Raw genomic sequence first — 26,428 nt, forward strand, 5'->3', positions numbered from 1 at the left:
GCCTTCTTGGTCACCCGGCGATATCGCGAATGGCGATCTCGCTCATGATGCGTTCCAGCACCTGCTCGATGGACAACTCCGTGGAATCCAGCTGTATGGCATCAGCCGCCGGTTTAAGCGGGGCTACTGCGCGCTGGGTATCACGCTCATCGCGTGCACGGATCTCATCTAGCAGACTCGACAGACTAACACCATCGACTTTGCCCTTCAACTGCAAGTAACGGCGGCGAGCCCGCTCCTCGGCGCTGGCGGTCAGGAAAATCTTCAAGGGCGCCTCGGGAAACACCACGGTCCCCATGTCACGGCCATCAGCCACCAGGCCCGGCGGCTCCTGAAACGCCCGCTGGCGCTGCAGCAGCGCATCACGCACGGCCGGCAGTGCGGCTACCTGGGAAGCCCAGGAGCCGACTTGTTCGTTACGCAGGTCATCCGTCACATCATCCCCTTCGAGGATGATGCGCTGGGGATGACCTTCCGTCGCGCCGACGAACTGCACATCCAGGTGCGCCGCCAGCAGCTTCAGGGATTCTTCGTTGGTCAGGTCGACGCCATGGTTGCGAGCGGCAAATGCCAGCAGGCGGTACAGCGCGCCGGAATCCAGCAGGCACCAGCCCAGGCGCTTGGCCAGGATGCCGGCGATCGTGCCTTTGCCCGAGCCGCTTGGCCCGTCGATGGTAATCACCGGTGCTTTGATATTCACAATTGAGCCTCTTGGGCAACACGGATGCCGACTTGGGCACACAGTGTAAGAAAGTTCGGAAAAGACGTAGCAACATTGGCGCAGTCATGGATACGAATCGGCGCCGCCGCCCGTAGGGAAGCTACGCTGAACGCCATGGCAATCCGGTGATCGCCATGGGCGTGCACGTCACCACCGCCCATCAGGCCACCGTCAATGATAATCCCATCGGGGGTCGGTTCACACTTCACCCCCAGTGCCAGCAGACCATCGGCCATGACCTGAATACGGTCGGACTCCTTCACGCGCAGCTCTTGCGCCCCACGCAACACGGTCCGCCCTTCGGCGCAGGCCGCCGCGACGAACAGCACCGGGAACTCATCGATGGCCAACGGCACCAGCGCTTCGGGAATCTCGATCCCCTTCAATGACGCCGCACGCACCCGCAAGTCCGCCACAGGCTCGCCGCCGACTTCGCGCTGATTTTCCAGGGTGATATCCGCCCCCATGAGCCGCAGGATCTCGATCACCCCGGTACGCGTCGGATTGACCCCCACGTGCTCCAGCAAAAGCTCGGAACCCTCGGCGATCGACGCTGCCACCAGGAAAAATGCGGAGGAGGAAATATCCCCCGGCACTTCTATATGGGTGGCGATCAAGGCATGACCCGACTCCAGCGAAGCCGTCGCGCCCTCCACCGCCACCGGGTAACCAAAACCGCGCAACATGCGTTCGGTATGGTCACGGGTCGGTGCCGGTTCGGTCACGGCGGTCTTGCCCTCGGCATACAACCCCGCCAGCAACAGGCAGGACTTGACCTGGGCACTGGCCATCGGCATGGCGTACGTCAGGCCTTTCAACGCCTGACCACCCCGAATAGTCAGCGGCGGACGCCCTTCCGGCCCGGTCTCGATCACCGCGCCCATGTCCCGCAGAGGATTGGCCACGCGATTCATCGGGCGCTTGGACAGGGACGCGTCGCCCGTCAGCACACTGTCGAAGCGCTGCGCAGCCAGCAAACCGGACAGCAGGCGCATCGACGTACCGGAGTTACCCAGGTAGATCGGCCCCGGTGCCGGCTTCAAGCCATGCAACCCCACGCCATGAATGGTCACGCGCCCATGGTGCGGCCCTTCAATCACCACGCCCATGTCACGAAACGCCTGCAACGTCGCCAAGGCGTCCTCGCCTTCGAGGAAACCTTCGACCTCAGTCACCCCCTCGGCCAACGAACCCAGCATGATCGACCGATGGGAGATCGACTTGTCACCCGGCACCCGAATGCGTCCGCTCAAGCGGCCGCCCGGATTGGCGAGGAAGGTCAGGTCATCGGTGTTCACTGCGGTTTCCATGTAGGCCCGGCGCGCCAGGATCTTGCTGAAATGCTCACGCGCCACCCGCGCACGGGTGAACACGCCCAATAATTGGTGGCCATCTCCGGCATCGACCGCGTCGCGCAAGGCGTCGAGGTCACTGCGGAAGGTGTCCAGGGTGCGCAACACCGCTTCGCGATTGGCAAGGAAGATGTCATGCCACATCACCGGGTCGCTGCCGGCAATCCGCGTGAAATCGCGGAAGCCACCGGCGGCGTAACGGAAAATCTCAAGGTTTTCGTTGCGCTTGGCCAGCGAGTCCACCAAGCCAAAAGCGAGCAAATGCGGCAAATGGCTGGTCGCCGCCAGCACTTCGTCATGACGCTCGACCTGCATGTGCTCGACATCCGCCCCCAGCTCACGCCACAGACGATCCACCACCGCCAACGCGGCCGGGTCGGTTTGCGTAAGCGGCGTCAGGATGACTTTGTGGCGACGGAACAGCTGCGCATTCGACGCTTCCACCCCGCTCTGCTCGGAACCGGCAATCGGATGGCCCGGCACAAAGCGCGCGGGCATGCCGCCAAACGCCTGTTGCGCCGCACGCACCACATTGCCCTTGGCACTGCCGACATCCGTCAGGATCGCCTGGCCCAGGTCCATGCCCGCCAACACGGCCAGCAGCTTCTCCATGGCCAGGATCGGCACGGCCAGCTGGATCACGTCAGCGCCCTGGCACGCGAGCGCCAGGTCCGCCTCACAACGATCCACCACCCCCAACTCAACCGCCAACGTGCGCGATTGCGGGTCCAGGTCCACACCGACCACTTCGCCGCACAGCCCGCTTTCACGCAGGCCTTTGGCGAAAGAGCCGCCGATCAACCCCAGACCGACCACCACCAGGCGACCGATCATAGGCACAGCAGGTTGCAATGCAGTGACATCAACCACGAGCCAGAACCTTGGCCAATGCCTCCAGGAAGCGGCTGTTTTCAGCCGGCAAACCGATGGTGATACGCAGATGGTTCGGCATGCCGTAGTTGGCCACCGGACGCACGATCACGCCTTCGCGCAGCAGGCCCTGGAAGACCGGGGCAGCCACCTGGCCGAGGTCGACGCAGATGAAGTTGCCCTTGGACGGAATCCAGCCCAGGCCCAGCTCACGGAAGCCTTGCTGCAACTGCAACATGCCGCTTTCGTTGATGCGGCGGCCTTCTTCCAGGTACTCGGCATCCTTCACCGCCGCACAGGCCGCCGCCAGGGCGAGGCTGTTGACGTTGAACGGCTGGCGCACGCGATTCAGCACGTCAGCGACGACCGCGCTGGACAAACCGTAGCCGACCCGCAGCGACGCCAGGCCGTAAGCCTTGGAGAAGGTGCGCGAGACCAGCAGGTTCGGGTAGGCAGCCAGGAAATCCAGGCCGTCCGGCAGGTCGCTGCCTTCGGCGTATTCGATGTACGCCTCGTCCAGCACCACCAGCACGTGCTCAGGCACGTCTTGCAGGAAGTCGTTCAGCGCCTGAGCGTCGAACCAGGTGCCGGTCGGGTTGTTCGGGTTGGCGATAAACACCACGCGGGTCTGTGCGTCGATGGCCGCCAGCATGGCCGGCAGGTCATGACCCCATTCCTTCGCAGGAATAATGCGCGCGTCAGCGCCGACCGCCTGGGTCACGATCGGATAGACCGCGAACGCATGTTCACTGAACACCGCGTTCAGGCCCGGCGCCAGGTAGGCACGACCGACCAGCTCAAGAATGTCGTTGGAACCGTTACCCAGGGTCACCTGGTTCAGCTCGACCCGGCACTTCTCCGCAAGCAAGGACTTGAGCGCAAAGCCGTTGCCATCGGGATAGCGGGTCAGCTCAGCCAACTCTTCACGGATCGCCGCCAGCACTTTAGGGCTAGGGCCCAGCGGGTTCTCGTTGCTCGCCAACTTGACGATTTTGGACGGATCCAGGTTCAACTCACGCGCCAGCTCGTCCACAGGCTTGCCCGGAACGTAAGGCGACAGTTGTTGCACGCCCGGCTGAGCCAGGGCGAGGAAGTTGCCACTCATGTTAACGCCTCACAGAACCGCTTTCGGGTAAGAGCCCAGCACCTTGAGTGCAACGGCTTCCTGACTGATTTTCTCGAGCACGCCTTTGACCAGTGGGTCGCGGTGATGGCCGATGAAGTCGATAAAGAACACGTAAGTCCATTTACCGCTGCGCGAAGGACGAGTCTCGATGCGCGTCAGGTCAATCCCGTTGTCGTGAAACGGCACCAGCAGTTCATGCAGCGCGCCGGGCTTGTTGCTCATGGAGACGATGATCGAAGTCTTGTCGTCGCCGGTCGGCGGCACTTCCTGGCTGCCGATCATCAGGAAGCGCGTGGAGTTGTCCGGGCGGTCCTCGATTTTTTCGGCCAGGCGCGTCAGGCCGTACAGGCCCGCCGCCATATCACCGGCGATGGCCGCCGAGTTCCATTCACCCTTGACCCGCTTGGCCGCTTCGGCGTTGCTGGAGACCGCCACGCGCTCGACATTCGGGTAATGCGCATCCAGCCATTTGCGGCACTGGGCCAGGGACTGGGCGTGGGAATAGATACGGCTGATGCTGTCGGTCTTGGTGTTCTCGCCCACCAACAGGTGGTGGTGGATACGCAACTCGACTTCGCCGCAGATCACCATGTCGTGCTCGAGGAAGCTGTCCAGCGTGTGGTTGACCGCGCCTTCGGTGGAGTTTTCCACCGGCACCACGCCAAAATTCACCGCACCGGCTGCCACTTCACGGAACACTTCGTCGATCGCCGCCATGGGCTTGCTGATCACTGCGTGACCGAAGTGTTTCATGGCCGCCGCTTGGGTGAAGGTGCCCTCAGGGCCGAGATAAGCCACTTTCAGCGGCTGCTCCAGCGCCAGGCACGAGGACATGATTTCACGGAACAACCGCGCCATCTCTTCGTTGCCCAACGGGCCCTTGTTGCGTTCCATCACGCGCTTGAGCACCTGGGCTTCACGCTCAGGCCGGTAGAACACCGGCACTTCACCTTCCGCCAGGGACGCCATCTTCACGCGTGCCACTTCCTGGGCGCACCGCGCGCGCTCACTGATCAGTTCCAGGACTTTCTCGTCCAGGCTATCAATGCGTACGCGCAGGGCCTTGAGTTCTTGCTCAGACATTAGCCGTGTTCCTTTTCGAACTCTGCCATGTAGGCAATCAGCGCCTTGATGGCGTTGATGTCGACAGCGTTGTAGATGGAGGCGCGCATGCCACCGACCGAACGGTGGCCCTTGAGGTTCAGCAGGCCGCGCTCGTCGGCACCGGCCAGGAATGGCTTGTCCAGGCGATCGTCAGCCAGGCGGAACGGCACGTTCATCCACGAGCGGTCGGTCAGGTTGATCGGGTTGCTGTACAGGCCGCTGGCGTCGATGAAGTCGTACAGGGTGCGCTTCTTCTCTTCGTTGAGCTTGCCCATGGCGGCGACGCCGCCCTGCTCTTTCAGCCACTCGAAGACCAGGCCGGACAGGTACCAGGCGAACGCCGGCGGGGTGTTGTACATCGAGCCGTTATCAGCCGCGACCTTGTAGTTGAGCATGGTCGGGCACAGCGAACGGGCACGCCCCAGCAGGTCTTCGCGGATGATGTTGACCAGGATGCCGCTCGGGCCGATGTTCTTCTGCGCACCCGCGTAGATCATGCCGTACTTGGACACATCGATCGGGCGCGAAAGGATGTCAGAAGACATGTCGCACACCAGCGGAACGTCGCCGACTTCCGGTACCCAGTCGAATTCCAGGCCGCCGATGGTTTCGTTCGCTACGTAATGCACGTAGGCGGCGTCCTTCGACAGCTTCCACTCGTTCTGGCCGGGAATGGCAAAGTAATCGTAAGGCTTGGCGGTGCCCGCCACATTGACGTGACCGTAGCGGGAGGCCTCTTCAATGGCTTTCTGACCCCAGATACCGGTGTCGATGTAGTCGGCAGTGCCGTCTTCCGGCAGCAGGTTCAGCGGGATCTGGGCGAACTGCTGGCTCGCGCCGCCCTGCAGGAACAGCACTTTGTAGTGGGAGGGGATGCCCAGCAAGTCGCGCAGATCCTGCTCGGCTTTGGTGGCAATGGACACGAACTCATCGCTGCGATGGCTCATTTCCATCACGGAGAGGCCTTTTCCATGCCAGTCGAGGAGTTCACCCTGCGCACGCTGCAGGACTGCTTCAGGAAGCGCCGCGGGACCGGCACAGAAGTTATAGGCTCTCTTGCTCACATCCAATCTCACTCTGATCTGGTGGGGTGGTGCAATAAACGGGTGTTTCAATACTTTCATAAGGGACAAACAACAAGGGGGCGAATCTTCATCCGCCCCCTGTGTGTCCGCTTATTCCTGCGGTTCTTCTTCGTCTGCGGCAGCATCGAGGGTTGGCTCGTCGACGTTGTCATCGCCTGCTGCGATCACCTCGCCTTCAAATTCCTCGCCCTCCAGCTCTTCGCCTTCGACTTCCGACGGCTCCTGGACACGCTCCAGGCCGACCAGTTTTTCGTCCTTGGCCAGCTTGATCAAGGTCACGCCCTGGGTGTTACGGCCCAGGCTCGACACTTCAGCCACACGGGTACGCACCAGGGTGCCCTGGTCGGAAATCAGCATGATTTCCTCGCCGTCGAGCACCTGGACCGCGCCGACCAGACGGCCGTTGCGGTCGTTGCTGACCATGGCGATCACGCCCTGGCCGCCACGCTTGTACTCCGGGAACTCGCTGATGGCCGTACGCTTGCCATAACCGCGCTCGGAAGCGGTGAGGATCTGGCTGCCTTCTTCCGGGATCAGCATCGAAATCAGCTTCTGCCCTTCCGGCAGGCGCATGCCGCGCACACCGCGGGCGGTACGGCCCATGGCACGAACGTCGGATTCCTTGAAGCGCGTCACCTTGCCACCATCGGAGAACAGCATGACTTCACGCTCGCCATCGGTGATGGCGGCGGAGATCAGTACGTCGCCTTCGTCCAGCTCCAGGGCGATCAGGCCCACGCTGCGTTGACGGCTGAAGGATTCCAGCGGGGTCTTCTTCACGGTGCCTTTGGCGGTCGCCATGAAGATGAAGTGACCTTCGGTGTATTCCTCGACCGGCAGCATGGTGGTGATGTATTCATCACTGTCCAGCGGCAGCAGGTTGACCAGCGGACGACCACGGGCGGCACGCGACGCTTCCGGGATTTCGTAGGTTTTCAGCCAGTACACCTTGCCCTTGCTGGAGAACAGCAGCAGCGTGGTGTGACTGTTGGCGACCAGCAGGTGAGCGATGTAGTCCTCATCCTTGACGCCGGTAGCCGATTTACCTTTACCGCCACGGCGCTGGGCCTGGTACGCCGCCAAAGGCTGGGTCTTGGCATAGCCACCGTGGGAAATGGTCACCACGCGCTCTTCTTCCGGGATCATGTCACCCAGGGTCAGGTCGAGGCGCGCGTCGAGGATCTCGGTGCGGCGCACGTCGCCGTATTCGGCGCGGATCACTTCCAGTTCTTCGCGGATCACTTCCATCAGGCGCACGGCGCTGCTGAGGATGCGGATCAACTCGCCGATCTGGTTGAGGATCTCCTGGTACTCGGCCAGCAGCTTCTCGTGCTCCAGGCCGGTCAAGCGGTGCAGGCGCAGTTCCAGGATGGCCTGGGCCTGTTCCGGCGACAGGAAGTACTTGCCGTCACGCAGGCCGTATTGCGGGTCCAGGGTCTCCGGACGGCACGAGTCGGCGCCGGCACGTTCAACCATCGCCACCACGGCGCTGGACTCCCACGGCATCTTGATCAGGGCTTCTTTAGCTTCCGACGGGGTCGGCGAAGCCTTGATCAGGGCAATCACCGGGTCGATGTTCGACAGCGCAACCGCCTGGCCTTCCAGGATGTGGCCGCGCTCGCGGGCCTTGCGCAGTTCGAACACGGTACGGCGGGTAACGACTTCGCGACGGTGACGGACGAAGGCTTCCAGCAGATCCTTGAGGTTCAGGATGCGTGGGCGGCCATCGATCAGTGCAACCACGTTGATACCAAACACGCTTTGCAGTTGGGTCTGGGCATAGAGGTTGTTGAGGATCACCTCAGGCACTTCGCCACGGCGCAGCTCGATCACGACGCGCATACCGTCTTTGTCGGACTCGTCGCGCAGCTCGGTGATGCCTTCCAGCTTCTTCTCTTTAACCAGCTCGGCGATCTTCTCGATCAGACGCGCCTTGTTCAGCTGGTAAGGGAGCTCGGTGATGACGATCTGCTGGCGGCCACCGACCTTGTCGATGTCTTCGATCATCGAGCGGGCGCGCATGTAAATGCGGCCGCGACCGGTGCGGTAGGCTTCGATGATGCCGGCGCGACCGTTGATGATCGCGGCGGTCGGGAAGTCCGGACCGGGGATGTATTGCATCAGCTCATCGACGGTCAGCTCGGGGTTGTCGATGAGGGCCAGGCAACCGTCGATGACTTCACCGAGGTTGTGCGGCGGGATGTTGGTGGCCATGCCCACGGCGATACCGCTGGAACCGTTGACCAGCAGGTTGGGGATCTTGGTTGGCATGACGGCCGGGATCATTTCGGTGCCGTCGTAGTTCGGCACCCAGTCCACGGTTTCTTTATGCAGGTCGGCCAGCAGCTCGTGCGCCAGCTTGGTCATGCGCACTTCGGTGTATCGCATGGCCGCAGCGTTGTCGCCGTCGACCGAACCGAAGTTGCCCTGGCCGTCTACCAGCAGGTAGCGCAGGGAAAACGGCTGGGCCATCCGAACGATGGTGTCGTACACCGCAGTGTCGCCGTGAGGGTGATACTTACCGATCACGTCACCGACAACACGGGCAGATTTCTTGTACGGCTTGTTCCAGTCGTTACCCAGCTCGCTCATCGCGAACAGCACACGCCGGTGCACGGGCTTCAAGCCATCGCGCGCATCAGGCAGTGCCCGACCGACAATTACGCTCATCGCGTAGTCGAGGTAGGACTGTTTCAGCTCGTCTTCGATATTGACCGGGAGGATTTCTTTGGCCAGTTCGCCCATGAGAAGCCTGATTCCTTTTTCGGGTGAAACCTCGTCACATCCATTTGGGACGAACGAAGCTCGCCGCTGCCGGCAGAGTGCCTGACAACGACTTACGACAAATCAACGAGTTATGACACGGATCTGCACGTTATAGGCCACCCCTCGGGGTGGCCCTGGAAACCGCCGGATGTTATCACAATCGCCGCCACGCACCTATCCCCCTGATGCGCATGGAGCATAGTAAGTTGACGGATGACAGGCTTGAGGGCGACGAGAGGGGCTCAGAGGTGGGTTGGTGCTTTTTTCTGAGGGCAGATCCGAGGGTTTTGTTGACTTATAAAGCCAATCGGGGGCAAGCCCCCGCCCACATTTTGAATGCGTTGGCCGCTCAAGTGTGGGAGGGGGCTTGCCCCCGATGGCCATTCCACAAACACCACACCCCTCAATGCAACCGCTTACGGCACATCAACTTGGCCAATTTGGCCGTATCCGGCCGCTCGACCACACCTTTCTCGGTCACGATCACGTCGATCAGGTCGGCCGGCGTCACGTCAAACACCGGGTTGTAGGCATTCACATCCGCCGCAAAGCGCTGGCCGGCCACTTCCAGCAACTCACCGGCATCGCGCTCTTCCAGGGCAACGTCATCGCCAGTGGCCATCATCATGTCCAGGGTGGAACTCGGCGCCACCACCATGAAACGCACGCCATGGTGCATCGCGCACACCGCCAGCTGGTAGGTGCCGATCTTGCTGATCACGTCACCATTGGCGGCAATGCAATCGGCGCCGACGATCACCCACGTCACGCCTTTGGTCTTGAGGATATGCGCCCCCGCCGAATCGGCATTCACCGTCACCGGAATGCCCTCGCCCGCCAGTTCCCAGGCGGTCAGCCGCGAACCTTGCAGCCAGGGGCGCGTTTCGTTGGCATAGACCTGCTCGACCATGCCCTCCAGGTAGGCCGCGCGAATCACTCCGAGCGCCGTTCCCACGCCGCCGGTCGCCAGGGCGCCTGCGTTGCCGTGGGTGAGGATGGCCTGGGCATTGCCCTGGTGCTTGCGGATCAGTTCGACGCCCAGTTGGGCCATGGTCAGGTTGGCTTCGCGATCACTTTCATGGATCGCAATGGCTTCGGCTTCCAGCACCGCCAGCGGATCGGCGTGCTTCTTGACGCGATCCAGACGGTCGCGCATGCGCTTCAACGCCCAGAACAGGTTCGATGCGGTGGGACGGGCATCGGCTAACAGTGCGTAGTCTTCTTCCCAGGCAGCCTGCCAGTCACCGCCCTCGGCGATGCGCACACGGGCCGCCAACACCAGGCCATACGCAGCACTGATGCCAATGGCCGGCGCACCGCGCACCACCATCGTACGGATGGCTGCCGCCACGTCTTCGACCGTCACGCAGGCCACCCAGCTTTCCCGGGATGGCAAGGCACGCTGATCGAGCAGGTACAGCGCGCCATCACGCCAATCGATGGCCTTCACCTTCTCCGCTGCCAACAGTCGATCGCGCATCCCTTACTCCGCACTCAAGAACAAAGCCGCCGATTATAGCGATCCGCCAGCCAGGACGCTCGGGTATACTTCGCCCTTCTTTTATAGCTGCCTGGGAAGAAGCCCGCGATGACCGCCACTGCCGCCCCGCTCGACGTGTTGCTGCTGCCAACCTGGCTGGTGCCTGTCGAACCCGCTGGCGTGGTGCTCAAGGAGCATGGCCTGGGCATCCGCGATGGGCGCATTGCCTTTATCGGGCCACGGGCAGCGGCCTTGAAGCTGGCAACCCACGAGGTGCGCGAGCTGCCGGGCATGCTGCTCAGCCCTGGCCTGATCAACGCCCACGGGCATGCGGCGATGAGCCTGTTTCGCGGCCTGGCCGACGACCTGCCACTGATGACCTGGCTGGAAAAACACATCTGGCCCGCCGAGGCCAAGTGGGTCGATGAAGCGTTCGTACGCGACGGCACCGACCTGGCCATCGCCGAGCAGCTCAAGGGTGGCATCACCTGCTTCTCCGACATGTACTTTTACCCCAAGGTCGCCAGCGACTGCGTGCACAACAGCGGCATGCGCGCGCAGATCGCGATTCCGATCCTCGACTTCCCGATTCCCGGCGCCAGCACGGCCGATGAGGCGATTCGCCAGGGCATCGAACTGTTCGGCGACCTCAAGCACCACCCGCGCATCAAGATCACCTTCGGCCCCCATGCGCCTTACACCGTGTGCGATGACAACCTGGAAAAAATCCGCGTAATCGCCGAAGAGCTGGACGCCACGATCCATATGCATGTTCACGAAACCGCCTTTGAAGTGCAGCAAGCCGTCGAGCAGACCGGCGAGCGCCCACTGGCGCGCCTGGGTCGCCTCGGGCTGTTGGGGCCGCGCTTCCAGGCCGTTCATATGACCCAAATCAGCGAGGATGACCTGGCTTTGCTGGTAGAAAGCAACACCAGCGTCATCCATTGCCCGGAATCCAACCTGAAACTGGCCAGCGGCTTTTGCCCGGTGGAGCGTCTGTGGCAGGCTGGCGTGAATGTGGCCATCGGCACCGATGGCGCCGCCAGCAACAATGACCTCGACCTGCTGGGCGAAACCCGCACTGCGGCGATGCTGGCGAAGGCCGTCGCCGGTTCGGCCACGGCGCTGGATGCCCACCGTGCCCTGCGCATGGCGACGCTCAATGGCGCGCGAGCCATGGGCCTGGAAAGCGAGATTGGCTCGCTGGAGGTCGGCAAGGCGGCGGATATCGTTGCCTTCGATCTGTCGGGGCTGGCGCAACAACCGATCTACGATCCGGTCTCACAACTTATATATGCCACTGGACGCGATTGCGTGAAACACCTTTGGGTCGCCGGCAAGCAATTGCTCGACGACCGGCAGTTGACCCGCATGGATGAACACCAGTTGACCGCCACGGCCATCGCCTGGGGCCAACGTATCAGCGGGCACAGCGAATAACGCCGGTCTTGAACCGTATCGTTCAGGGCTGACAAACCGATTTATCAGATTTAGAGGATTCACCATGAGCAACGTCGACCACGCCGAAATCGCCAAATTCGAAGCCCTGGCTCACCGCTGGTGGGACCGCGAAAGCGAGTTCAAACCCCTGCACGACATCAACCCGCTGCGGGTCAACTGGATTGACGAACGCGTCAACCTGGCCGGCAAGAAGGTGCTGGACGTGGGCTGCGGCGGCGGCATCCTCAGCGAAGCCATGGCCCAGCGCGGCGCGACCGTGATGGGCATCGACATGGGTGAAGCGCCCTTGGCGGTGGCCCAGCTGCACCAGCTGGAATCCGGCGTGAGCGTGGAGTATCGCCAGATCACCGCCGAAGCCCTGGCTGAAGAGATGCCCGATCAGTTCGACGTGGTCACCTGCCTGGAAATGCTCGAGCACGTGCCGGACCCGTCCTCGGTGATCCGTGCGTGCTTCCGCATGGTCAAGCCGGGCGGCCAGGTGTTCTTCTCCACCATCAACCGCAACCCCAAGGCCTACCTGTTCGCGATCATCGGCGCCGAATACATCATGAAGCTGCTGCCGCGCGGCACCCATGACTTCAAGAAATTCATCCGCCCTTCCGAGCTGGGCGCCTGGAGCCGCCAGGCCGGGCTGACCGTCAAGGACATCATCGGCCTGACCTACAACCCGCTGACCAAACACTACAAGCTGGCCAGCGATGTTGACGTCAACTACATGATCCAGACCCTGCGCGAGGAGTGAGCCTGTGAAGTTGCGAGCGGTTCTCTTCGATATGGACGGTACCCTGCTGGACACCGCGCCGGACTTTATCGCCATCTGCCAGGCCATGCGCGCCGACCGCGGCCTGGTGCCGATCAATCCCCAGCACATCCGCGATGAAATCTCCGGCGGTGCACGGGCGATGGTCGCCGTGACCTTCTCGATGGACCCGGAATCCCCAGGCTTTGAAGCGCTGCGCCAGGAGTTCCTCGAGCGCTACCTCAAGGGCTGCGCGGTCCACAGCAAATTATTCGACGGCATGGCCGAGCTGCTGGAAGACATCGAAAAAGCCAAACTGATCTGGGGCGTGGTCACCAATAAGCCACTGCGCTTTGCCGAACCGATCATGCAGCAGCTGGGCCTGGCCGAGCGCTCGGCGCTGCTGATCTGCCCCGACCATGTGAAAAACAGCAAGCCGGACCCGGAGCCGATGATCCTGGCGTGCAAGATGCTCGACCTGGACCCGGCCAGCGTGCTGTTCGTGGGCGATGACCTGCGCGATATCGAGTCCGGCCGCGACGCCGGCACCCGTACCGCGGCGGTGACCTACGGCTATATCCACCCGGACGACAACCCGCGCCATTGGGGTGCCGATGTGGTGGTGGATCACCCGCTGGAGCTGCGCAAAGTGCTGGATAACGCACTGTGCAGTTGCTGATTGGGAATGCTTGCGGCTGATGTGCCTTTGTGGCGAGGGAGCTTGCTCCCGCTGGCCTGCGTAGCAGGCCCATCTTTTGGGGCCGCTTCGCGCCCCAGCGGGAGCAAGCTCCCTCGCCACAAAAGCAAAGGCTGCGATCAATCACATGGATTTTCTGTGAATTCTGTCGAGGTTGTTTATGTTTGATTACTCCGCACGTCCAGAACTGCTCAAAGGCCGAATCATCCTGGTGACCGGTGCCGGTCGCGGGATTGGCGCGGCAGCGGCGAAAACCTACGCCGCCCATGGCGCTACCGTGCTGTTGCTGGGCAAGACCGAAGCCAACCTGGCCCAGGTCTATGACGAAATCGAAGCGGCGGGCCAGCCGCAACCGGTGGTGATCCCGTTCAACCTGGAGACCGCCCTGCCCCATCAGTACGATGAGCTGGCCGCGATGATCGAAAAAGAATTCGGCCACCTCGACGGCCTGCTGCACAACGCCTCGATCATCGGCCCACGCACGCCGATCGAGCAGTTGTCCGGTGAGAATTTCATGCGGGTCATGCACGTGAACGTCAACGCGATGTTCATGCTGACCAGCACCCTGCTGCCGCTGCTCAAACTGTCCCAGGATGCGTCGGTGGTCTTCACCTCCAGCAGCGTCGGGCGTAAGGGCCGGGCGTATTGGGGGGCTTATGGGGTGTCAAAGTTTGCGACCGAGGGGCTGATGCAAACCCTGGCCGATGAGCTGGAGGACGTGGCGGCAGTACGGGCCAACAGCATCAACCCCGGTGGCACGCGCACCAGCATGCGCGCCCAGGCGTACCCAGGGGAAAACCCGATGGAAAGGCCGGCGCCGGAAGAGATCATGCCGGTGTACCTGTACCTGATGGGGCCGGACAGTGCCGGCATCAACGGGCAGGCGTTCGACGCGCAATAACAGGCACCCTATAAAACCAAATGTGGGAGGGGGCTTGCCCCCTCCCACATTTTTTATTGCAGTGTTCTTTAGTTTTTCACCACTTCCTCAAGGGTGAAACGCCCCAGCGGGTTTTGCAGAAAGTTGCTCACATTCTTGCGTGAGATGTTGATGTACGGGCTGTAGTACAAGTCGATCCAGTTCACGTCCTGTTTCGCCAATTTCTGCAATTCCACATACATCTGCTCACGCTTGGCCGGGTCGGCCTCGATGCGTGCGGCGGCTACCAGGTCCTTGACCTTGTCGTTCTTGTAGCGGGTCATGTAGTTCTGGTTGGTGTCGTGGCCCAGCACGAAGGTGGTCTTCTGGTCCGGGTCGAGGATGTCGTTGGTCCAGTACATCACCGAAATATCGTACTCACCGTCCACCAGCATCTGCCAGCTTTGGGTCGGGTCGACCTTTTGCAGGTTGGCGGTCACGCCGACCTTGGCCAGTTGGTCCTTGATGATCACCGCAATCTGCTCGTCGGCTTCGTTGCCGGCGTTGACCACGTAGTTGAGCTTCAAGTCCTTGGCGCCGGCCTGCTCCAGCAGCTTCTTGGCGGCGGTCGGGTCGTACGGGCGCTGCAGGTTGTTGGCGTAGTGGTACAGCGAGCCCTTTGGAATGTAGGAATAGGCCACGGTGCCCTGACCGTAGGTGGCGGTCTTGACCAGCGATTGTTTGTCGATAGCCATGTCCAGCGCTTCACGCACTTCCTGCTTGGCCAGCAAGCCATGGGCGTGGTTGATCAGCAGGTGATCTTCACGGGTCGACGGGTCGGCGTGGATCACCACGTTCTTGTCTTTCTTCAGCTCTTCAACCCGTGAGAACGGCACGAAGATCGCCGTGTCCAGCTCGTTGTTCTGCACCATGCGCATGCGGGTGTTGTCGTCGGTGACGGACACCCACTCCACGCCATCCAGGCTCACGTTCTTGGCCTGCCAGAAGTTCGGGTTCTTCTTGAGGATCACCCGATCGCCCTTGCGCCACTCGTCCACGGTAAACGCACCGGAGGTCACCGGGTTTTCCGAGTAGGCGTCTTCGCCCATCTTGGTCATGGCTTTTTCCGACAGGATCGATACCGTCGGCGACGCCAGTTGCGAGAGGAAGGCCACCGCCGGAGTCTTGAGGGTGACCACCAGGGTTTTCGGGTCCGACGCCTTGGCGGTGTTGATCAGGTTGAACGGATCGGCCCACAGCGAGGCCTTGTTGTCGCGAATACGCAACAGGCTGAACGCCGCATCTTCGGCGGTGATCGGCGAGCCATCCGAGAACTTCGCATCACGCAGCTTGAAGGTGTAGGTCAGGCCGTCCTTGGAGATGTCCCAGCTTTCGGCCAGGCCCGGCTCCATCTTGGTGCCCAGGTTGTCGACGCGCACCAGGGTGTCGTAGACGTTGGCGAAGACCCAGGTGTCTCGGTTCTGAGCGCTTTTGATCGGGTCGAACGTGGTGCTGTCTTCACGGCAGCCGATGGTCAATACACCCGCCGCCTGGGCGAAACCAGCGGTCAGCGACCAGGCGGTCAATGTGGCGGCGGCGAGCAACTTCAAGTGGCGCGATTGCATATCACAACTCCTTGTTAATGAATGGCAGAGGGTTAAAGCAAAGGTTCTTCAAGCACGCAACTGTACCGATGCTCGTGCAGGAAATGCGTCGGCGGCAACACCACGGAACACATGGAGCGGGCATGCCGGCAACGCGGATGAAAGGCACAGCCCGTAGGCAAATTCAGTGGGCTCGGGGGTTCACCCGGCAAGGGCTCCGTAGGTAACGGCCGATGCGGGTCAATCTCGGGAATCGCATGGATCAGCGCCGCCGTGTACGGATGGCGTGGCGTTGTAAAGACCGCCTCCACCGGGCCTTCCTCGACGATCTTGCCCAGGTACATCACCGCCACGCGGTCGCACAGGCGGCGCACGATGGCGAGGTCATGGGCGATGAACAGGATCGCCAGGTTCATGCGCTGTTGCAGTTCCAGCAGCAGGTTGATGATCTGGCCCTGGATCGACACATCCAGCGCCGCCACGCACTCATCGGCGATGATCAGTCGTGGCTCCACCGCCAGCGCCCGGGCAATGCCGACGCGCTGGCATTGCCCGCCGCTGAGGGAGCCGGGTTTGCGGTCGGCGAGTTCGGGGCGCAGGCCGACCAGGTCGAGCAACTCATTCACGCGCGCGGGAATCTGCTGCGGCGCGACCTTGCGCTGCACCCGCAGCACTTCGGCGATGGTTTCGCCGATGGTGTGGCGCGGGTTTAGCGCGGCGTACGGGTCCTGGAAGATCATCGCGGTTTCATGCCGCAGGCGGGTGATGTCGATGGCGCTGCCATGCGCCATGTCGACGCCATCAAACAACACCTGGCCGGCGCTGATCGGGTTGAGGTGCAGAATGGCGCGGCCCAAGGTGCTTTTGCCGCTGCCGGACTCGCCGACCAGCCCCAGGGTTTCGCCCGCCGCCAGGTTCAGCGACACGCCGTTCACCGCCCTTACCCACTGCTTGTTCAAACCAAACAGGCCGGTGCCGGACGCGGCAAACTTCACCTCGAGATCCTTGATCTGCAACAGGCTCATGGCTGCGCTCCCAACGGGTAATGACAGGCGACGCGCGCGCCTTCCGGCAGCACCTCGGTACACAAGGCGCCGACCTGCGGGCAACGCGGGTTGAACCGGCAGCCGGCGGGCAATGCATCCAGCAACGGCGGCTGCCCGGGGATGGTGCGCAGCAAGGCGTGGCCACTGCTGTGGGCGGGCTGGCAGTCGATCAAACCGGCGGTGTACGGGTGCTGTGGCCGGGCCAGCAGGTCGTATTTGCTGCCGTGCTCGCAGAGGCGCCCGGCATACATCACGGCGATGGCGTCGCAGGTTTGCGCGACCACACCGAGGTCGTGGGTGATCATGATGATCGACAGACCGCGTTGATCGCGCAGGTCCAGCAACAGCCGCAGGATTTGCGCCTGCACCGTCACATCCAGGGCGGTGGTCGGCTCGTCGGCGATCAGCACTTTCGGGTTGCAGCCCAGCGCCACGGCGATCATTGCGCGCTGGCGCATGCCGCCGGAAAACTCGTGGGGGTAGTTGTCGATGCGCGCCTGGGGATCGGGAATGCCCACCTGGCGCAACACGTCGATGGCCTGCAACCGGGCATCTTTCTTCGATGCGCCCTGGTGCAGGCGAATGCCTTCGGCAATCTGTTCGCCAATGCGCATCAGCGGATCAAGGTGGCTGCTGGGGTTTTGGAAAATCATGCCCAGTTGCCCGCCGCGTATCGCGCGCATCCCCGCATCATCCAGCTGCAACAGGTCCTGCCCGGCCAGCCTTACAGCACCGCCCTGCACCCGCAGGTTGGGCGATGGCAGCAAGCGCATAAGACCGCGACAGGCCATGGTCTTGCCCGAGCCGCTCTCGCCCACCAAGCCAAGGATTTCGCCCTCGGCCAGATCGAAAGACACGCGGTCGACCAAGGTCACCTCGCGCCCGGCATTGTTGGCGATCACGCTGAGATCGCGCACCTGCAGCACACTCATGAGCGATCCCCCAACACTTGCGCCACGCCATCCGCCAGCAAGCTGAAGCCCATGGCCAAGGTCACGATGGCCAGCCCTGGGAAGGTGCAGATCCACCACGCGGTGGTGATAAAGGCTTGCCCCTCGGCCACCATCGTCCCCCACTCGGCGGTCGGCGGTTGCACGCCCAGGCCCAGGTAACTCACGGCGGCTCCATTGAGCAGCACCAATACGGCGTCAGACATGGAAAACACGATCGAGCCGAACATGGCGTTAGGCAATAAATGCCGGAACAGAATGCGCCCATGGCCAAAGCCCAGGCTCTTGGCGGCCAGGGCAAAGTCGCTTTCCTTGAGCACCAGTATTTGCGAGCGGATCAGCCGTGCATACGACACCCAGCCCACCAACGCCATGGCGATATAGAAACTCTTCAGGCCTGGACCAAGGATGGCCATGATCGCCAGCATCAACACCAGGAACGGGAATGCCAGGATCACGTCGATCAAGCGCATGCAGAAACTGTCGAAACGCCCGCCGATATAGCCCGACACCGCGCCGACAAAGGTGCCGATCATGAACGGGAAAATCACCCCGACGATGGCCAACTGCAGGTCAATGCGCGCGCCCCAGATGACCCGCGACAGGATGTCCCTACCGTAGTTATCCGTGCCAAAGGGATGAGCAAGGCTCGGGCCGAGCAAACTGATATCGGTGTTTTGCGCAATCGGGTCATAAGGTGCAATCCACGGCGCACACAGCGCCAGCGCCAGCCACACCAGCAAAATCAACAGGCCCCACGCAGCCGTCAGCCGGCCATTGCGAAAACCAAAACGCAGGCGCAGACGCCACGGGGCAATCAACGGGCGGCTGCTCATTGCATCTTCACCCGTGGGTCGAGGGCCACGGTCACCACGTCGGCGATGAAGTTGACCACCACTGTCGCGCAGGCGAGCACCATGGCGACGCCCTGCACCACCATGTAGTCGCGGGTGAAAATGCCGCGCACCAGCAACTGGCCGATGCCGGGAATGGCAAACAGGCTTTCGATCACCACCGTGCCGCTGATCAGCCAGCCGATATTCACCGCCAGCAGGTTGACCGCCGGCACCAGGGAATTGGGCAACACATGGCGGCGAAACACGGCGGCTTCCGACAGCCCACGAGCCCGGGCGGCGGTGACATGGTCAGCCTGCAACGCCATCAGCATGCTCGCCCGCAGGTTGCGCACCAACACCGCCGACAGCGCCAGGGCGATGGTCAGGCACGGCAGCACCATGTGATGCGCCTTGTCCAGCCAGGTGCGACCGTAACCGGACACAGGAAACAAGCCCCACTGCACGCTCAGCAACAGGATCAGCATCAAGCCCAGCCAGAACGCCGGCATGCCCAGGCCGACCGTGGTGAACACGCGGATCAGGTTATCCGCCCAGCCGCCCTTGTTACGCGCGGCCAACGTCGCCAGCGGCACCGCGATCAGCAGCGCCAGCACCACGCTGCCGAGCACCAATACCAGCGTGGGTTCGATGCGGGTGACGATCAGCTTGAGCGCGTCGACCTTGTACAGCAGCGATTGGCCGAGGTCGCCCTTGAGCAGATTTTTCAGGAAGTAGAAATATTGCAGCCACAACGGCTGGTCGAGGCCGTACTGGGCGCGGATTTTCAGCAAGGCGTCCGGCGTGCTGCGCGAACCCAGCAGGGCACGGGCCGGGTCGCCGGGAATCGAGCGCACCAGCACAAAGGTAATCAGGCTGATGCCAAACAGCACCGGCAGCAACTGCAGCGGCCGGGACAGGACAAAACGGTAGCGCGCCAGGTTCATCCGTCAGCCTCGATGACGCGCAAGGAAGTCCAACAGCACCGGGAAGTACGCCTGGGGTTCCTCATAAAAGGGCATATGGCTGCTGTTGGGGAAAACGTGCAATTGGGCGTGTTTGGCCGCCATTTTCATGCGCAGGGCACAGGCCGGGGTGAGTTCGTCGTGCTGGCCGGTGGTGATCAGGATCGGCATCGTGAACGCGGCCATCTCAGGGATGCGGTTCCAGTCCTTGAGGTTACCGATGTAGAGGAATTCGTTGGGGCCTTGCATGGTTTCGTAAGGGCCCATGTTCCAGTCGCCGAGGGAACGTTTGACCGGCTCGGGCCATTCGTCGAGACGGCACACGTGGCGGTAGTTGAGCAAGGTGATCGCGGCCTGGTACTGCGGGTGGTCCAGGGTGCCCATGGCTTCGTGGCGCTGCATCATCGCCACGGTTTCGCTGCCGAGGGCGCCACGCAGGCGTTCGAGCTCCTGGGACAGGTGCGGAATGTCACCGACGGTGTTTTCGAGGATCAGGCTTTTCAGCGCGTCGGGGTAATGGATGGCGTATTCGATGCCCAGCCAGCCGCCCCAGGAATGCCCGAGCAGATGCACGCGGCCCAGGCCCAGGGCTTGGCGCACGGTTTCGACTTCTTCGACATATCGGCCGATTTCCCACAGCGAAACGTCGGTGGGTCTGGCTGATGCGCCCGTGCCAAGCTGGTCGAATGCAACCACTCGCAGGTTGTGTTCCTTGAGCCAGCCATGGGCGTCGCGCAGGTAGTCACACGGCAGGCCCGGCCCGCCGTTGAGGCACAGCAGCACCTCATCGCCTTCGCCAAAGCTGTAGACCACGAGGTTATGGCCGTCGACTTGCACGTTGTACTGCTGGTCGGGGGCAATTTCACGCCACATGCATACATTCCTTGTGTTGTGTCGGCCTGGCAGGTAGCGGCCGTTTATCGACCAACACTACCGAGGATGCCGCGCGTCCATAACCTAGCATTTCTTATAGGTTTGGCCTGGCAGTCCTTCGCCGGGGCGTGGCATTCTACTTGCAGCAAGTCGAGATTCAAATGAATTCGGGAGCAGAACGGATGCTGGCCAAGCTTACTGCCTTAAATCACCGTCTGATGCCGGGCAGGAGCCTGGACGAGCAGATGGACAACACGTTTATCCTCGCCCAGCAGTTGGGTTTCGATGCACTGGTGTATGACTACACCCCGGTGCCGATCGACCAGGATGGCGCCTTGATCACCCCTTCGGTGCTGGAACTGCGCAACACCCCGCCCGACTGGCACGCCTTATGGTGCAGCAAGGGCTTCTACCAGATCGATCCGGTGCAACATCTGGCCCTGAGTACGGTGTCGCCCTTCGTGTGGTCCTACGATGTCAAGGTCGACACCCCCCTGCAAAAGATCATCGATCCCTGCCACGCCCCGGTGTCGACCTACCTGCATGACCAGCAGTTGACCTGCGGCGTCAGCGTGCCGATCCACCTGCCACGCGGCGGCTTCGCCTCGCTGACCGGCTTGCGTACCGGCAAGGCCCACAGTGTGCTGCAGGATGCGCAGCAGACCTTGTCGGATTTCAGCCTGATTTCCCACGCCTTGCAGGAAGCAGCCTACCCGCTGTTCAGCAAGGAACTGCGCACTTACCCGCATATTCACCTGACCAAACGCGAACGCGAGTGCCTCAAATGGGCCGCCGACGGCCTGACCGCCGCTGAAATAGCCACGCAACTGAGCCGCTCATTGGCGGTGGTCACCCTGCACCTGGCCTCGGCGATGCACAAGCTGGGGGCCAAGAACCGCGTACAGGCGGTGGTTCGCGCCACTCATTACCGCCTGCTGGAGGACTGACCGTCCGGCAAAACCTAGCTGTTTTGCTAGTTACTTAAATTTCCATGACGCCTTATCGTGTCCCTGATCCTTTTTTCAGAGCAGGGCACGAAATGGAATTCATCGAAAAGATCCGCGAAGGCTATGCGGCGTTTGGCGCCTACCAAACCTGGTACCGCGTCACCGGTGACCTCTCCAGCGGCCGCACCCCCTTGGTGGTTATCCACGGCGGCCCCGGATGCACGCATGACTATGTAGACGCCTTCAAGGACGTCGCCGCCAGCGGCCACGCCGTGATCCACTACGACCAGTTGGGCAACGGCCGCTCCACCCATCTGCCTGACAAAGACCCGTCCTTCTGGACCGTGGGCCTGTTCCTCGAAGAACTGAACAACCTGCTGGACCACCTGCAGATCAGCGATAACTACGCGATCCTCGGCCAGTCCTGGGGTGGCATGCTCGGCAGTGAACATGCGATTTTGCAACCCAAGGGCCTGCGCGCCTTCATCCCGGCCAACTCGCCGACGTGCATGCGCACCTGGGTCAGCGAAGCCAACCGCCTGCGCAAATTGCTGCCGGAAGGTGTGCATGAAACCCTGCTCAAGCATGAAGCCGCCGGCACCTATCAGGACCCGGAATACCTCGCGGCGTCGCGGGTGTTTTATGACCATCACGTGTGCCGGGTCAACCCTTGGCCGGAAGAAGTGGCACGCACTTTCGCCCAGGTCGATGCGGACCCGACGGTGTACCACGCCATGAGCGGCCCGACCGAATTCCATGTGATCGGCAGCTTGAAGGACTGGAAATCCATTGGCCGCCTGTCGGCCATCAACGTGCCGACGCTGGTGATTTCCGGCCGGCACGACGAAGCGACGCCGTTGGTGGTCAAGCCGTTCCTGGATGAAATCGCAGATGTGCGCTGGGCGCTGTTTGAAGACTCCAGCCACATGCCGCATGTGGAAGAACGCCAGGCGTGCATGGGGACCGTGGTGAAGTTTCTGGATGAGGTGTGTTCAGTACCGCACAACGTGCTCAAGGCGGGCTGAATGCTCAAGCTGGATGCATTCCAATTGTGGGAGGGGGCTTGCCCCCCGATAGCGGTGTGTCAGGAGCCAATCACTCAGCTGATACACCGTAATCGGGGGCAAGCCCCCTCCCACATTCAGGCCTCGCTAGCCTCGGGTTTGGTGACCTTCCTAGGCACCTCCGCCACCAACGGGATCTCCCTGCCCTCGGCATCAAACAGCTTGCCGCCTTTGAAGTAATCCCCATCACGCAGTTCCGACACATCACGGAAGCACAAACTGCGCTCAGTCCCCGCCACAAACACCGATTGCTGGTCCGAATTGCCCACGGTGAAATGGTTGAACGCCAGGTTCAGCAGGATCGCCATGATCGCCGAGGAGCTGATCCCCGAGTGAAAGATGGTCGCAAACCAACTCGGAAAGTGATCGTAGAAGCTCGGCGCAGCAATCGGGATCATGCCAAAACCGATGGATGTCGCCACGATGATCAAGTTCATGTTGTTGCGGTAATCGACCTTTGACAAAGTGCGGATACCGCTGGCTGCCACAGTGCCGAACAGCACAATCCCCGCCCCGCCCAGCACCGAGGTGGGCACCGCCGCGATCACTCGCCCCATAAAAGGCAGCAGGCCGAGGACCACCAGGAACAGCCCGCCCGTGGCCACCACAAAGCGGCTCTTGACCCCGGTAACCGCGACCAGGCCGACGTTCTGGGCGAAGGCACTCTGGGTGAAGGACCCGAAGATCGGCGCAAACATACTCGACAGCATGTCGGCGCGCAGGCCATTGCCGAGGCGTTTGGAATCAACCTTGGTGTCGATGATTTCACCCACGGCCAGGATGTCCGCCGAGGTCTCGACCAGGGTCACCATCACCACGATGCACATGGAAATGATCGCGGCGACATGGAAGGTGGGCATGCCGAAATGGAATGGCGTGGGGAAACCGAACATTGGCCCCTGGGTCACGCCGGAAAAATCGGCCATGCCGAGGAACACTGCAATCACGGTGCCGATCACCATCGCCAGCAGGATCGACAAGCGCGAAATGGTCGCGCTGCCGATCTTGCTCAGCAGCAACACCAGCACCAGCGTCAATGCCGCCAGGCCGATATTTGACATGCTGCCGAAATCCGCGGCGCGGCTGTTGCCGCCCATGGCCCAGCGCGCCGCGACGGGCATCAGGGTCAGGCCGATAGTGGTGATCACAATACCCGTCACCAGCGGCGGGAAAAACTTGGTGATCCGCGAAAACACCGGGGTAATCAGTAGCCCGATAAACGACGCGGCCATCACCGCCCCGAGAATCGCCGGCACCCCGCCAGCGCCATCGCTGCCGACAATCGCCACCATGGTTGCCACACCGGCAAACGAGACGCCCTGCACCAGCGGCAACTGACAGCCAAAAAACGGTAGCCCCAGGGTCTGCAATAGCGTGGCCAAGCCACCGGCAAACAATGACGCGGCAATCAGCAAGCCGATGTCTGCCGGCGACAACCCGGCTGCCTGGCCGACGATCAACGGTACCGCGACGATACCGCCGTACATGGTGAGCACATGTTGCAGGCCGTAAGCCATGTTGGCGGCGACGCCGAGATTCTCATCTTCTGGCCGCTGCGGTGACGCCTTCGGGATAGTCATGGTGAGGAGTTCTCTGTTTTTGTTGTGCGGCCACTGTATGCAATGTTCGGACTGGATGTCCATAGAGTTGTATACAATCAATCGAACAAGATACCCTCCATCGGCGTTACAAAAACAATTCGGCCGAGATGAGCCAGAACGCCAAAGGACCTAGAACAATGAAAAAGGCATTACAGGGCGCCACCGTTGCACTCACGCTCCTCGGCGGTGGGGAGGCCGTCGCGGTGGAATGGATGAACAACAGCGTAGGATTTCGCTACGGCCAGCAATTCACCAACCCGAATAACCCCGACGAGTTCAGCAAGCGCATCTACAGCTTTACCCACGCCAGCGGCTACCGGTACGGCAGCAATTTCCTCAACCTTGATGTGTTCCTGTCCGACAGCCGCGACCCGCGCAAGGGCACCGATCATGGTGGGAGTGAGGTGTACGCGGTGTATCGCCACCAGTTGTATGCGTCGCGGGTATTCGACGTGCCGCTGGGCACCGGGCTGATCAAGGATTACGCGCTGACCCTGGGCTTCGATGCCAACCGCAACAACAACTTCGCCTCAGCCAAGAAGCGTGCGCTGGTGATCGGCCCGACCTTGAAGTTCAACACCGTCGGCGTGCTGGACCTGAGCCTGATGTACTACAAGGAAAGTAACCACACCGGCATCCCCGGTGCAAAAGAGTCGAACCACACCTTCGACGACACCTACCTGCTCAACCTGACGTGGATGCGCCCGTTCGAAATCGCCAACCACGCGGCGAAATTCCAGGGTTTTATCAATTACGTCGGCGAAAAAGGCGAGGACTACCACGGCCGCGACACCGCGCCGGAAGCCCTGATGCGCACCGCGCTGATGGTGGCGGTGCGACCGGGCAAAAGCGTCAAGCCGAACCTGTACCTGGGGGTGGGTTACGAGTACTGGCATAACAAGTTCGGCGTGGATGGCGGCCGGGGTAGCCGCACCTCAACGCCGACGGTGAACCTTGAGGTCACCTTCTAATACCTGAAGGAATCCAATCAAGTGTGGGAGCTGGCTTGCCTGCGATGGCATCGCCCCGGTGCAACTGACACATCGAGTCGCCTGCATCGCAGGCAAGCCAGCTCCCACACTTGGATCGGATTGTCACTTCAGGCTTGTGCCAGTGCCGAATTACCCTTTTTGGGCCGCGCCAGCCAGTAACCCAACACCGCCAACGGCGCGGTCGCCAACATCACGATCACCGTAATCAGCAGCGGCTCATCGATCATCCACGACACTATCAGGCTCGCGAGAAAGCACAGCCCCAGTTGCAGGGTGTTTTGCAGGGCTGCCGCCTTGCCGGAATTTTCCGCAAAGGGCATCAGCGCATTCGCCACCACGATGGGGTAACTCGCGCCGTTGCACAGCGCCATCAGGCAGAACGGAATCAGCAAGGTAGTGAGGGTCGGTACCGTCAACGTGGCGACCAGGTATAACGCCACCATGCTGATGCAGTACGCCAGCAGCAACCAGGGCAGCAGCGTCTTGCCCTGAACGTGCTGCAGGGCGCTGCGGCAACTGTAGCCACCGACCAGAAACGCCAAGGTCGGCAGCACGTAGCTCAGGCCAATGTCATTCGGGCTGTAGCCCATGCCACCGAGGATGAAGGGGGACGCCGTCAACCACGCGAAAAAGCTGGCAGAGCACGCGGCGAAGATCATGACGTTGCCGGTAAACACGCGCGAGGTGAACAACTGGCCATAGCCCAGGCGCGAAGGTGCGCCCTCCTGCGCCCGAGGTTTCGGCGGCGTACGCAGGAACAACGTCGGCAGCAGTAACAGCAGCGACACGCCCAGCAATACACCGAAGATCGCCTGCCAACCGAAGTGGTTCAGTACCATTGCACCCAACAACGGCGCCAGCGCTGGCGACAATGACATCAGTGGCATGATGCTGGCGAACACACGGTGCGCCTTGTCGGCCGGGTAGCGGTCGATGACCAAAGCCTGCCAGCTTACGGCGGCGGCGCACACGCCAATTGCCTGCATAAAGCGCAGCGCCAGCAGTTGCGGCGTCGTCTCGACCCAGAACATCCCCGCGCAGCCCAGCACAAACAGGCTCAGGCCGGCGAGCAGCACCGGTTTGCGCCCCAGGCGGTCGGACAACGGCCCCCACACCAGTTGGCCCAGTGCAAAGCCGGCGAGGAAAATACTCAAGCTGGCGCCTACCGCGCCCGCGCCAATGTGCAGGTGCTCGCCCATGGCGCCGAACGCCGGTAAGTACATGTCCATGGCCAGGTAACCGAGCATGCTCAGCCCCGCCAGGTACCAGGTGAAACCAAAAGAATTTTTCATT

At 61.9% G+C, this 26,428-nt stretch carries 22 protein-coding genes; 7 read left to right on the top strand and 15 right to left on the bottom strand.

The features are described from left to right. Positions 1–10 precede the first annotated feature (10 nt). The 7 genes from cmk to mtnA all read right to left on the bottom strand — a co-directional run bounded on the left by cmk (position 11) and on the right by mtnA (position 10,504). Positions 11–700 carry a (d)CMP kinase gene (cmk, locus tag BM403_RS26420; protein ID WP_012722932.1) on the bottom strand — a complete coding sequence of 230 codons (690 nt, stop codon included), beginning with the start codon at positions 698–700 and terminating at the stop codon, positions 11–13. Then, positions 697–2,907 carry a bifunctional prephenate dehydrogenase/3-phosphoshikimate 1-carboxyvinyltransferase gene (locus tag BM403_RS26425; RefSeq protein ID WP_256577225.1) on the bottom strand — a complete coding sequence of 737 codons (2,211 nt, stop codon included), beginning with the start codon at positions 2,905–2,907 and terminating at the stop codon, positions 697–699. Before BM403_RS26425 ends, cmk begins: the two co-directional genes overlap by 4 nt. A 28-nt stretch (positions 2,908–2,935) precedes the next feature. Continuing rightward, on the bottom strand, positions 2,936–4,048 hold the full coding sequence (gene hisC / locus BM403_RS26430; RefSeq protein WP_012722930.1) for a histidinol-phosphate transaminase: 1,113 nt from the start codon (positions 4,046–4,048) through the stop codon (positions 2,936–2,938). A 9-nt stretch (positions 4,049–4,057) separates the two neighbouring features. Then, positions 4,058–5,152, bottom strand: a complete 1,095-nt coding sequence (gene pheA, locus BM403_RS26435; RefSeq protein ID WP_003172650.1) for a prephenate dehydratase — start codon at positions 5,150–5,152, stop codon at positions 4,058–4,060. Beyond that, positions 5,152–6,237: a 3-phosphoserine/phosphohydroxythreonine transaminase gene (serC, locus tag BM403_RS26440; RefSeq protein WP_012722929.1), complete on the bottom strand. Its 1,086-nt coding sequence runs from the start codon at positions 6,235–6,237 to the stop codon at positions 5,152–5,154. The genes pheA and serC overlap by 1 nt, the downstream gene beginning before the upstream one ends. Positions 6,238–6,348: 111 nt before the next feature. Further along, entirely contained in the window at positions 6,349–9,003 is a 2,655-nt protein-coding gene (gyrA, locus tag BM403_RS26445) for a DNA gyrase subunit A (protein ID WP_046035074.1), read from the bottom strand. A 424-nt stretch (positions 9,004–9,427) separates the two neighbouring features. Then, positions 9,428–10,504, bottom strand: coding sequence for an S-methyl-5-thioribose-1-phosphate isomerase (gene mtnA / locus BM403_RS26450; RefSeq protein ID WP_012722927.1), 1,077 nt, complete (start codon positions 10,502–10,504; stop codon positions 9,428–9,430). A gap of 108 nt (positions 10,505–10,612) precedes the next feature. Between mtnA and BM403_RS26455 the strand changes: the two genes are divergently transcribed. The 4 genes from BM403_RS26455 to BM403_RS26475 all read left to right on the top strand — a co-directional run bounded on the left by BM403_RS26455 (position 10,613) and on the right by BM403_RS26475 (position 14,302). Continuing rightward, the gene (locus tag BM403_RS26455; protein WP_093545928.1) at positions 10,613–11,944 is read left to right on the top strand and encodes a TRZ/ATZ family hydrolase; all 1,332 of its coding nucleotides are present in this window, start codon (positions 10,613–10,615) and stop codon (positions 11,942–11,944) included. Between the two features lie 64 nt (positions 11,945–12,008). Beyond that, positions 12,009–12,707, top strand: a complete 699-nt coding sequence (gene ubiG, locus BM403_RS26460) for a bifunctional 2-polyprenyl-6-hydroxyphenol methylase/3-demethylubiquinol 3-O-methyltransferase UbiG (protein WP_093545930.1) — start codon at positions 12,009–12,011, stop codon at positions 12,705–12,707. Between the two features lie 4 nt (positions 12,708–12,711). Continuing rightward, positions 12,712–13,383, top strand: a complete 672-nt coding sequence (gene mupP / locus BM403_RS26465; RefSeq protein ID WP_093545933.1) for an N-acetylmuramic acid 6-phosphate phosphatase MupP — start codon at positions 12,712–12,714, stop codon at positions 13,381–13,383. A gap of 178 nt (positions 13,384–13,561) precedes the next feature. Next, the gene (locus tag BM403_RS26475; RefSeq protein ID WP_012722924.1) at positions 13,562–14,302 is read left to right on the top strand and encodes a YciK family oxidoreductase; all 741 of its coding nucleotides are present in this window, start codon (positions 13,562–13,564) and stop codon (positions 14,300–14,302) included. A gap of 68 nt (positions 14,303–14,370) precedes the next feature. On the opposite strand, the gene BM403_RS26480 is transcribed toward BM403_RS26475, so the two are convergent. The 6 genes from BM403_RS26480 to BM403_RS26505 are packed head-to-tail and all read right to left on the bottom strand — an operon-like array spanning position 14,371 to position 20,531. After that, positions 14,371–15,885 carry an ABC transporter substrate-binding protein gene (locus tag BM403_RS26480; RefSeq protein ID WP_012722923.1) on the bottom strand — a complete coding sequence of 505 codons (1,515 nt, stop codon included), beginning with the start codon at positions 15,883–15,885 and terminating at the stop codon, positions 14,371–14,373. A gap of 32 nt (positions 15,886–15,917) precedes the next feature. Then, the gene (locus BM403_RS26485) at positions 15,918–16,889 is read right to left on the bottom strand and encodes an ABC transporter ATP-binding protein (RefSeq protein ID WP_093545936.1); all 972 of its coding nucleotides are present in this window, start codon (positions 16,887–16,889) and stop codon (positions 15,918–15,920) included. Beyond that, positions 16,886–17,842: an ABC transporter ATP-binding protein gene (locus BM403_RS26490; RefSeq protein WP_046035078.1), complete on the bottom strand. Its 957-nt coding sequence runs from the start codon at positions 17,840–17,842 to the stop codon at positions 16,886–16,888. The genes BM403_RS26485 and BM403_RS26490 overlap by 4 nt, the downstream gene beginning before the upstream one ends. Beyond that, positions 17,839–18,696: an ABC transporter permease gene (locus BM403_RS26495; protein WP_012722920.1), complete on the bottom strand. Its 858-nt coding sequence runs from the start codon at positions 18,694–18,696 to the stop codon at positions 17,839–17,841. Before BM403_RS26495 ends, BM403_RS26490 begins: the two co-directional genes overlap by 4 nt. Continuing rightward, positions 18,693–19,640, bottom strand: a complete 948-nt coding sequence (locus BM403_RS26500; protein ID WP_093545939.1) for an ABC transporter permease — start codon at positions 19,638–19,640, stop codon at positions 18,693–18,695. The genes BM403_RS26495 and BM403_RS26500 overlap by 4 nt, the downstream gene beginning before the upstream one ends. Positions 19,641–19,643: 3 nt before the next feature. Beyond that, positions 19,644–20,531: a proline iminopeptidase-family hydrolase gene (locus BM403_RS26505; RefSeq protein ID WP_012722918.1), complete on the bottom strand. Its 888-nt coding sequence runs from the start codon at positions 20,529–20,531 to the stop codon at positions 19,644–19,646. 182 nt (positions 20,532–20,713) lie between these two features. Here BM403_RS26505 and BM403_RS26510 point away from each other — a divergent pair, with 182 nt between their 5' ends. Beyond that, positions 20,714–21,478 (top strand): LuxR family transcriptional regulator, encoded by a 765-nt coding sequence (locus tag BM403_RS26510; RefSeq protein ID WP_012722917.1) that lies wholly within the window; start codon positions 20,714–20,716, stop codon positions 21,476–21,478. A gap of 92 nt (positions 21,479–21,570) precedes the next feature. Then, positions 21,571–22,503, top strand: a complete 933-nt coding sequence (locus BM403_RS26515) for a proline iminopeptidase-family hydrolase (RefSeq protein WP_012722916.1) — start codon at positions 21,571–21,573, stop codon at positions 22,501–22,503. A 116-nt stretch (positions 22,504–22,619) separates the two neighbouring features. Here the strand turns inward: BM403_RS26515 and BM403_RS26520 are convergent, their stop codons facing one another. After that, the gene (locus tag BM403_RS26520; RefSeq protein ID WP_093546036.1) at positions 22,620–24,122 is read right to left on the bottom strand and encodes a nucleobase:cation symporter-2 family protein; all 1,503 of its coding nucleotides are present in this window, start codon (positions 24,120–24,122) and stop codon (positions 22,620–22,622) included. 158 nt (positions 24,123–24,280) lie between these two features. Between BM403_RS26520 and BM403_RS26525 the strand changes: the two genes are divergently transcribed. Continuing rightward, on the top strand, positions 24,281–25,114 hold the full coding sequence (locus BM403_RS26525; RefSeq protein ID WP_093545942.1) for a nucleoside-binding protein: 834 nt from the start codon (positions 24,281–24,283) through the stop codon (positions 25,112–25,114). A gap of 128 nt (positions 25,115–25,242) precedes the next feature. Here BM403_RS26525 and punC read toward each other — a convergent pair whose 3' ends face one another. Continuing rightward, positions 25,243–26,427 (bottom strand): purine nucleoside transporter PunC, encoded by a 1,185-nt coding sequence (gene punC, locus BM403_RS26530; RefSeq protein ID WP_046035080.1) that lies wholly within the window; start codon positions 26,425–26,427, stop codon positions 25,243–25,245. Position 26,428: the final 1 nt, after the last annotated feature.

Source organism: Pseudomonas sp. OV546, assembly GCF_900116845.1.
GTDB classification, from domain to species: Bacteria; Pseudomonadota; Gammaproteobacteria; order Pseudomonadales; family Pseudomonadaceae; genus Aquipseudomonas; species Aquipseudomonas petroselini.

What these genes read in the sequence shown, in the direction of transcription:
- BM403_RS26425 (WP_256577225.1), bottom strand. Translation starts at nt 2,907, where the DNA reads ATGATCGGTCGCCTGGTGGTGGTCGGTCTGGGGTTGATCGGCGGCTCT.
- hisC (WP_012722930.1), bottom strand. Translation starts at nt 4,048, where the DNA reads ATGAGTGGCAACTTCCTCGCCCTGGCTCAGCCGGGCGTGCAACAACTG.
- pheA (WP_003172650.1), bottom strand. Translation starts at nt 5,152, where the DNA reads ATGTCTGAGCAAGAACTCAAGGCCCTGCGCGTACGCATTGATAGCCTG.
- gyrA (WP_046035074.1), bottom strand. Translation starts at nt 9,003, where the DNA reads ATGGGCGAACTGGCCAAAGAAATCCTCCCGGTCAATATCGAAGACGAG.
- mtnA (WP_012722927.1), bottom strand. Translation starts at nt 10,504, where the DNA reads ATGCGCGATCGACTGTTGGCAGCGGAGAAGGTGAAGGCCATCGATTGG.
- BM403_RS26455 (WP_093545928.1), top strand. Translation starts at nt 10,613, where the DNA reads ATGACCGCCACTGCCGCCCCGCTCGACGTGTTGCTGCTGCCAACCTGG.
- ubiG (WP_093545930.1), top strand. Translation starts at nt 12,009, where the DNA reads ATGAGCAACGTCGACCACGCCGAAATCGCCAAATTCGAAGCCCTGGCT.
- BM403_RS26475 (WP_012722924.1), top strand. Translation starts at nt 13,562, where the DNA reads ATGTTTGATTACTCCGCACGTCCAGAACTGCTCAAAGGCCGAATCATC.
- BM403_RS26480 (WP_012722923.1), bottom strand. Translation starts at nt 15,885, where the DNA reads ATGCAATCGCGCCACTTGAAGTTGCTCGCCGCCGCCACATTGACCGCC.
- BM403_RS26485 (WP_093545936.1), bottom strand. Translation starts at nt 16,889, where the DNA reads ATGAGCCTGTTGCAGATCAAGGATCTCGAGGTGAAGTTTGCCGCGTCC.
- BM403_RS26490 (WP_046035078.1), bottom strand. Translation starts at nt 17,842, where the DNA reads ATGAGTGTGCTGCAGGTGCGCGATCTCAGCGTGATCGCCAACAATGCC.
- BM403_RS26495 (WP_012722920.1), bottom strand. Translation starts at nt 18,696, where the DNA reads ATGAGCAGCCGCCCGTTGATTGCCCCGTGGCGTCTGCGCCTGCGTTTT.
- BM403_RS26500 (WP_093545939.1), bottom strand. Translation starts at nt 19,640, where the DNA reads ATGAACCTGGCGCGCTACCGTTTTGTCCTGTCCCGGCCGCTGCAGTTG.
- BM403_RS26505 (WP_012722918.1), bottom strand. Translation starts at nt 20,531, where the DNA reads ATGTGGCGTGAAATTGCCCCCGACCAGCAGTACAACGTGCAAGTCGAC.
- BM403_RS26510 (WP_012722917.1), top strand. Translation starts at nt 20,714, where the DNA reads ATGCTGGCCAAGCTTACTGCCTTAAATCACCGTCTGATGCCGGGCAGG.
- BM403_RS26515 (WP_012722916.1), top strand. Translation starts at nt 21,571, where the DNA reads ATGGAATTCATCGAAAAGATCCGCGAAGGCTATGCGGCGTTTGGCGCC.
- BM403_RS26520 (WP_093546036.1), bottom strand. Translation starts at nt 24,122, where the DNA reads ATGACTATCCCGAAGGCGTCACCGCAGCGGCCAGAAGATGAGAATCTC.
- BM403_RS26525 (WP_093545942.1), top strand. Translation starts at nt 24,281, where the DNA reads ATGAAAAAGGCATTACAGGGCGCCACCGTTGCACTCACGCTCCTCGGC.
- punC (WP_046035080.1), bottom strand. Translation starts at nt 26,427, where the DNA reads ATGAAAAATTCTTTTGGTTTCACCTGGTACCTGGCGGGGCTGAGCATG.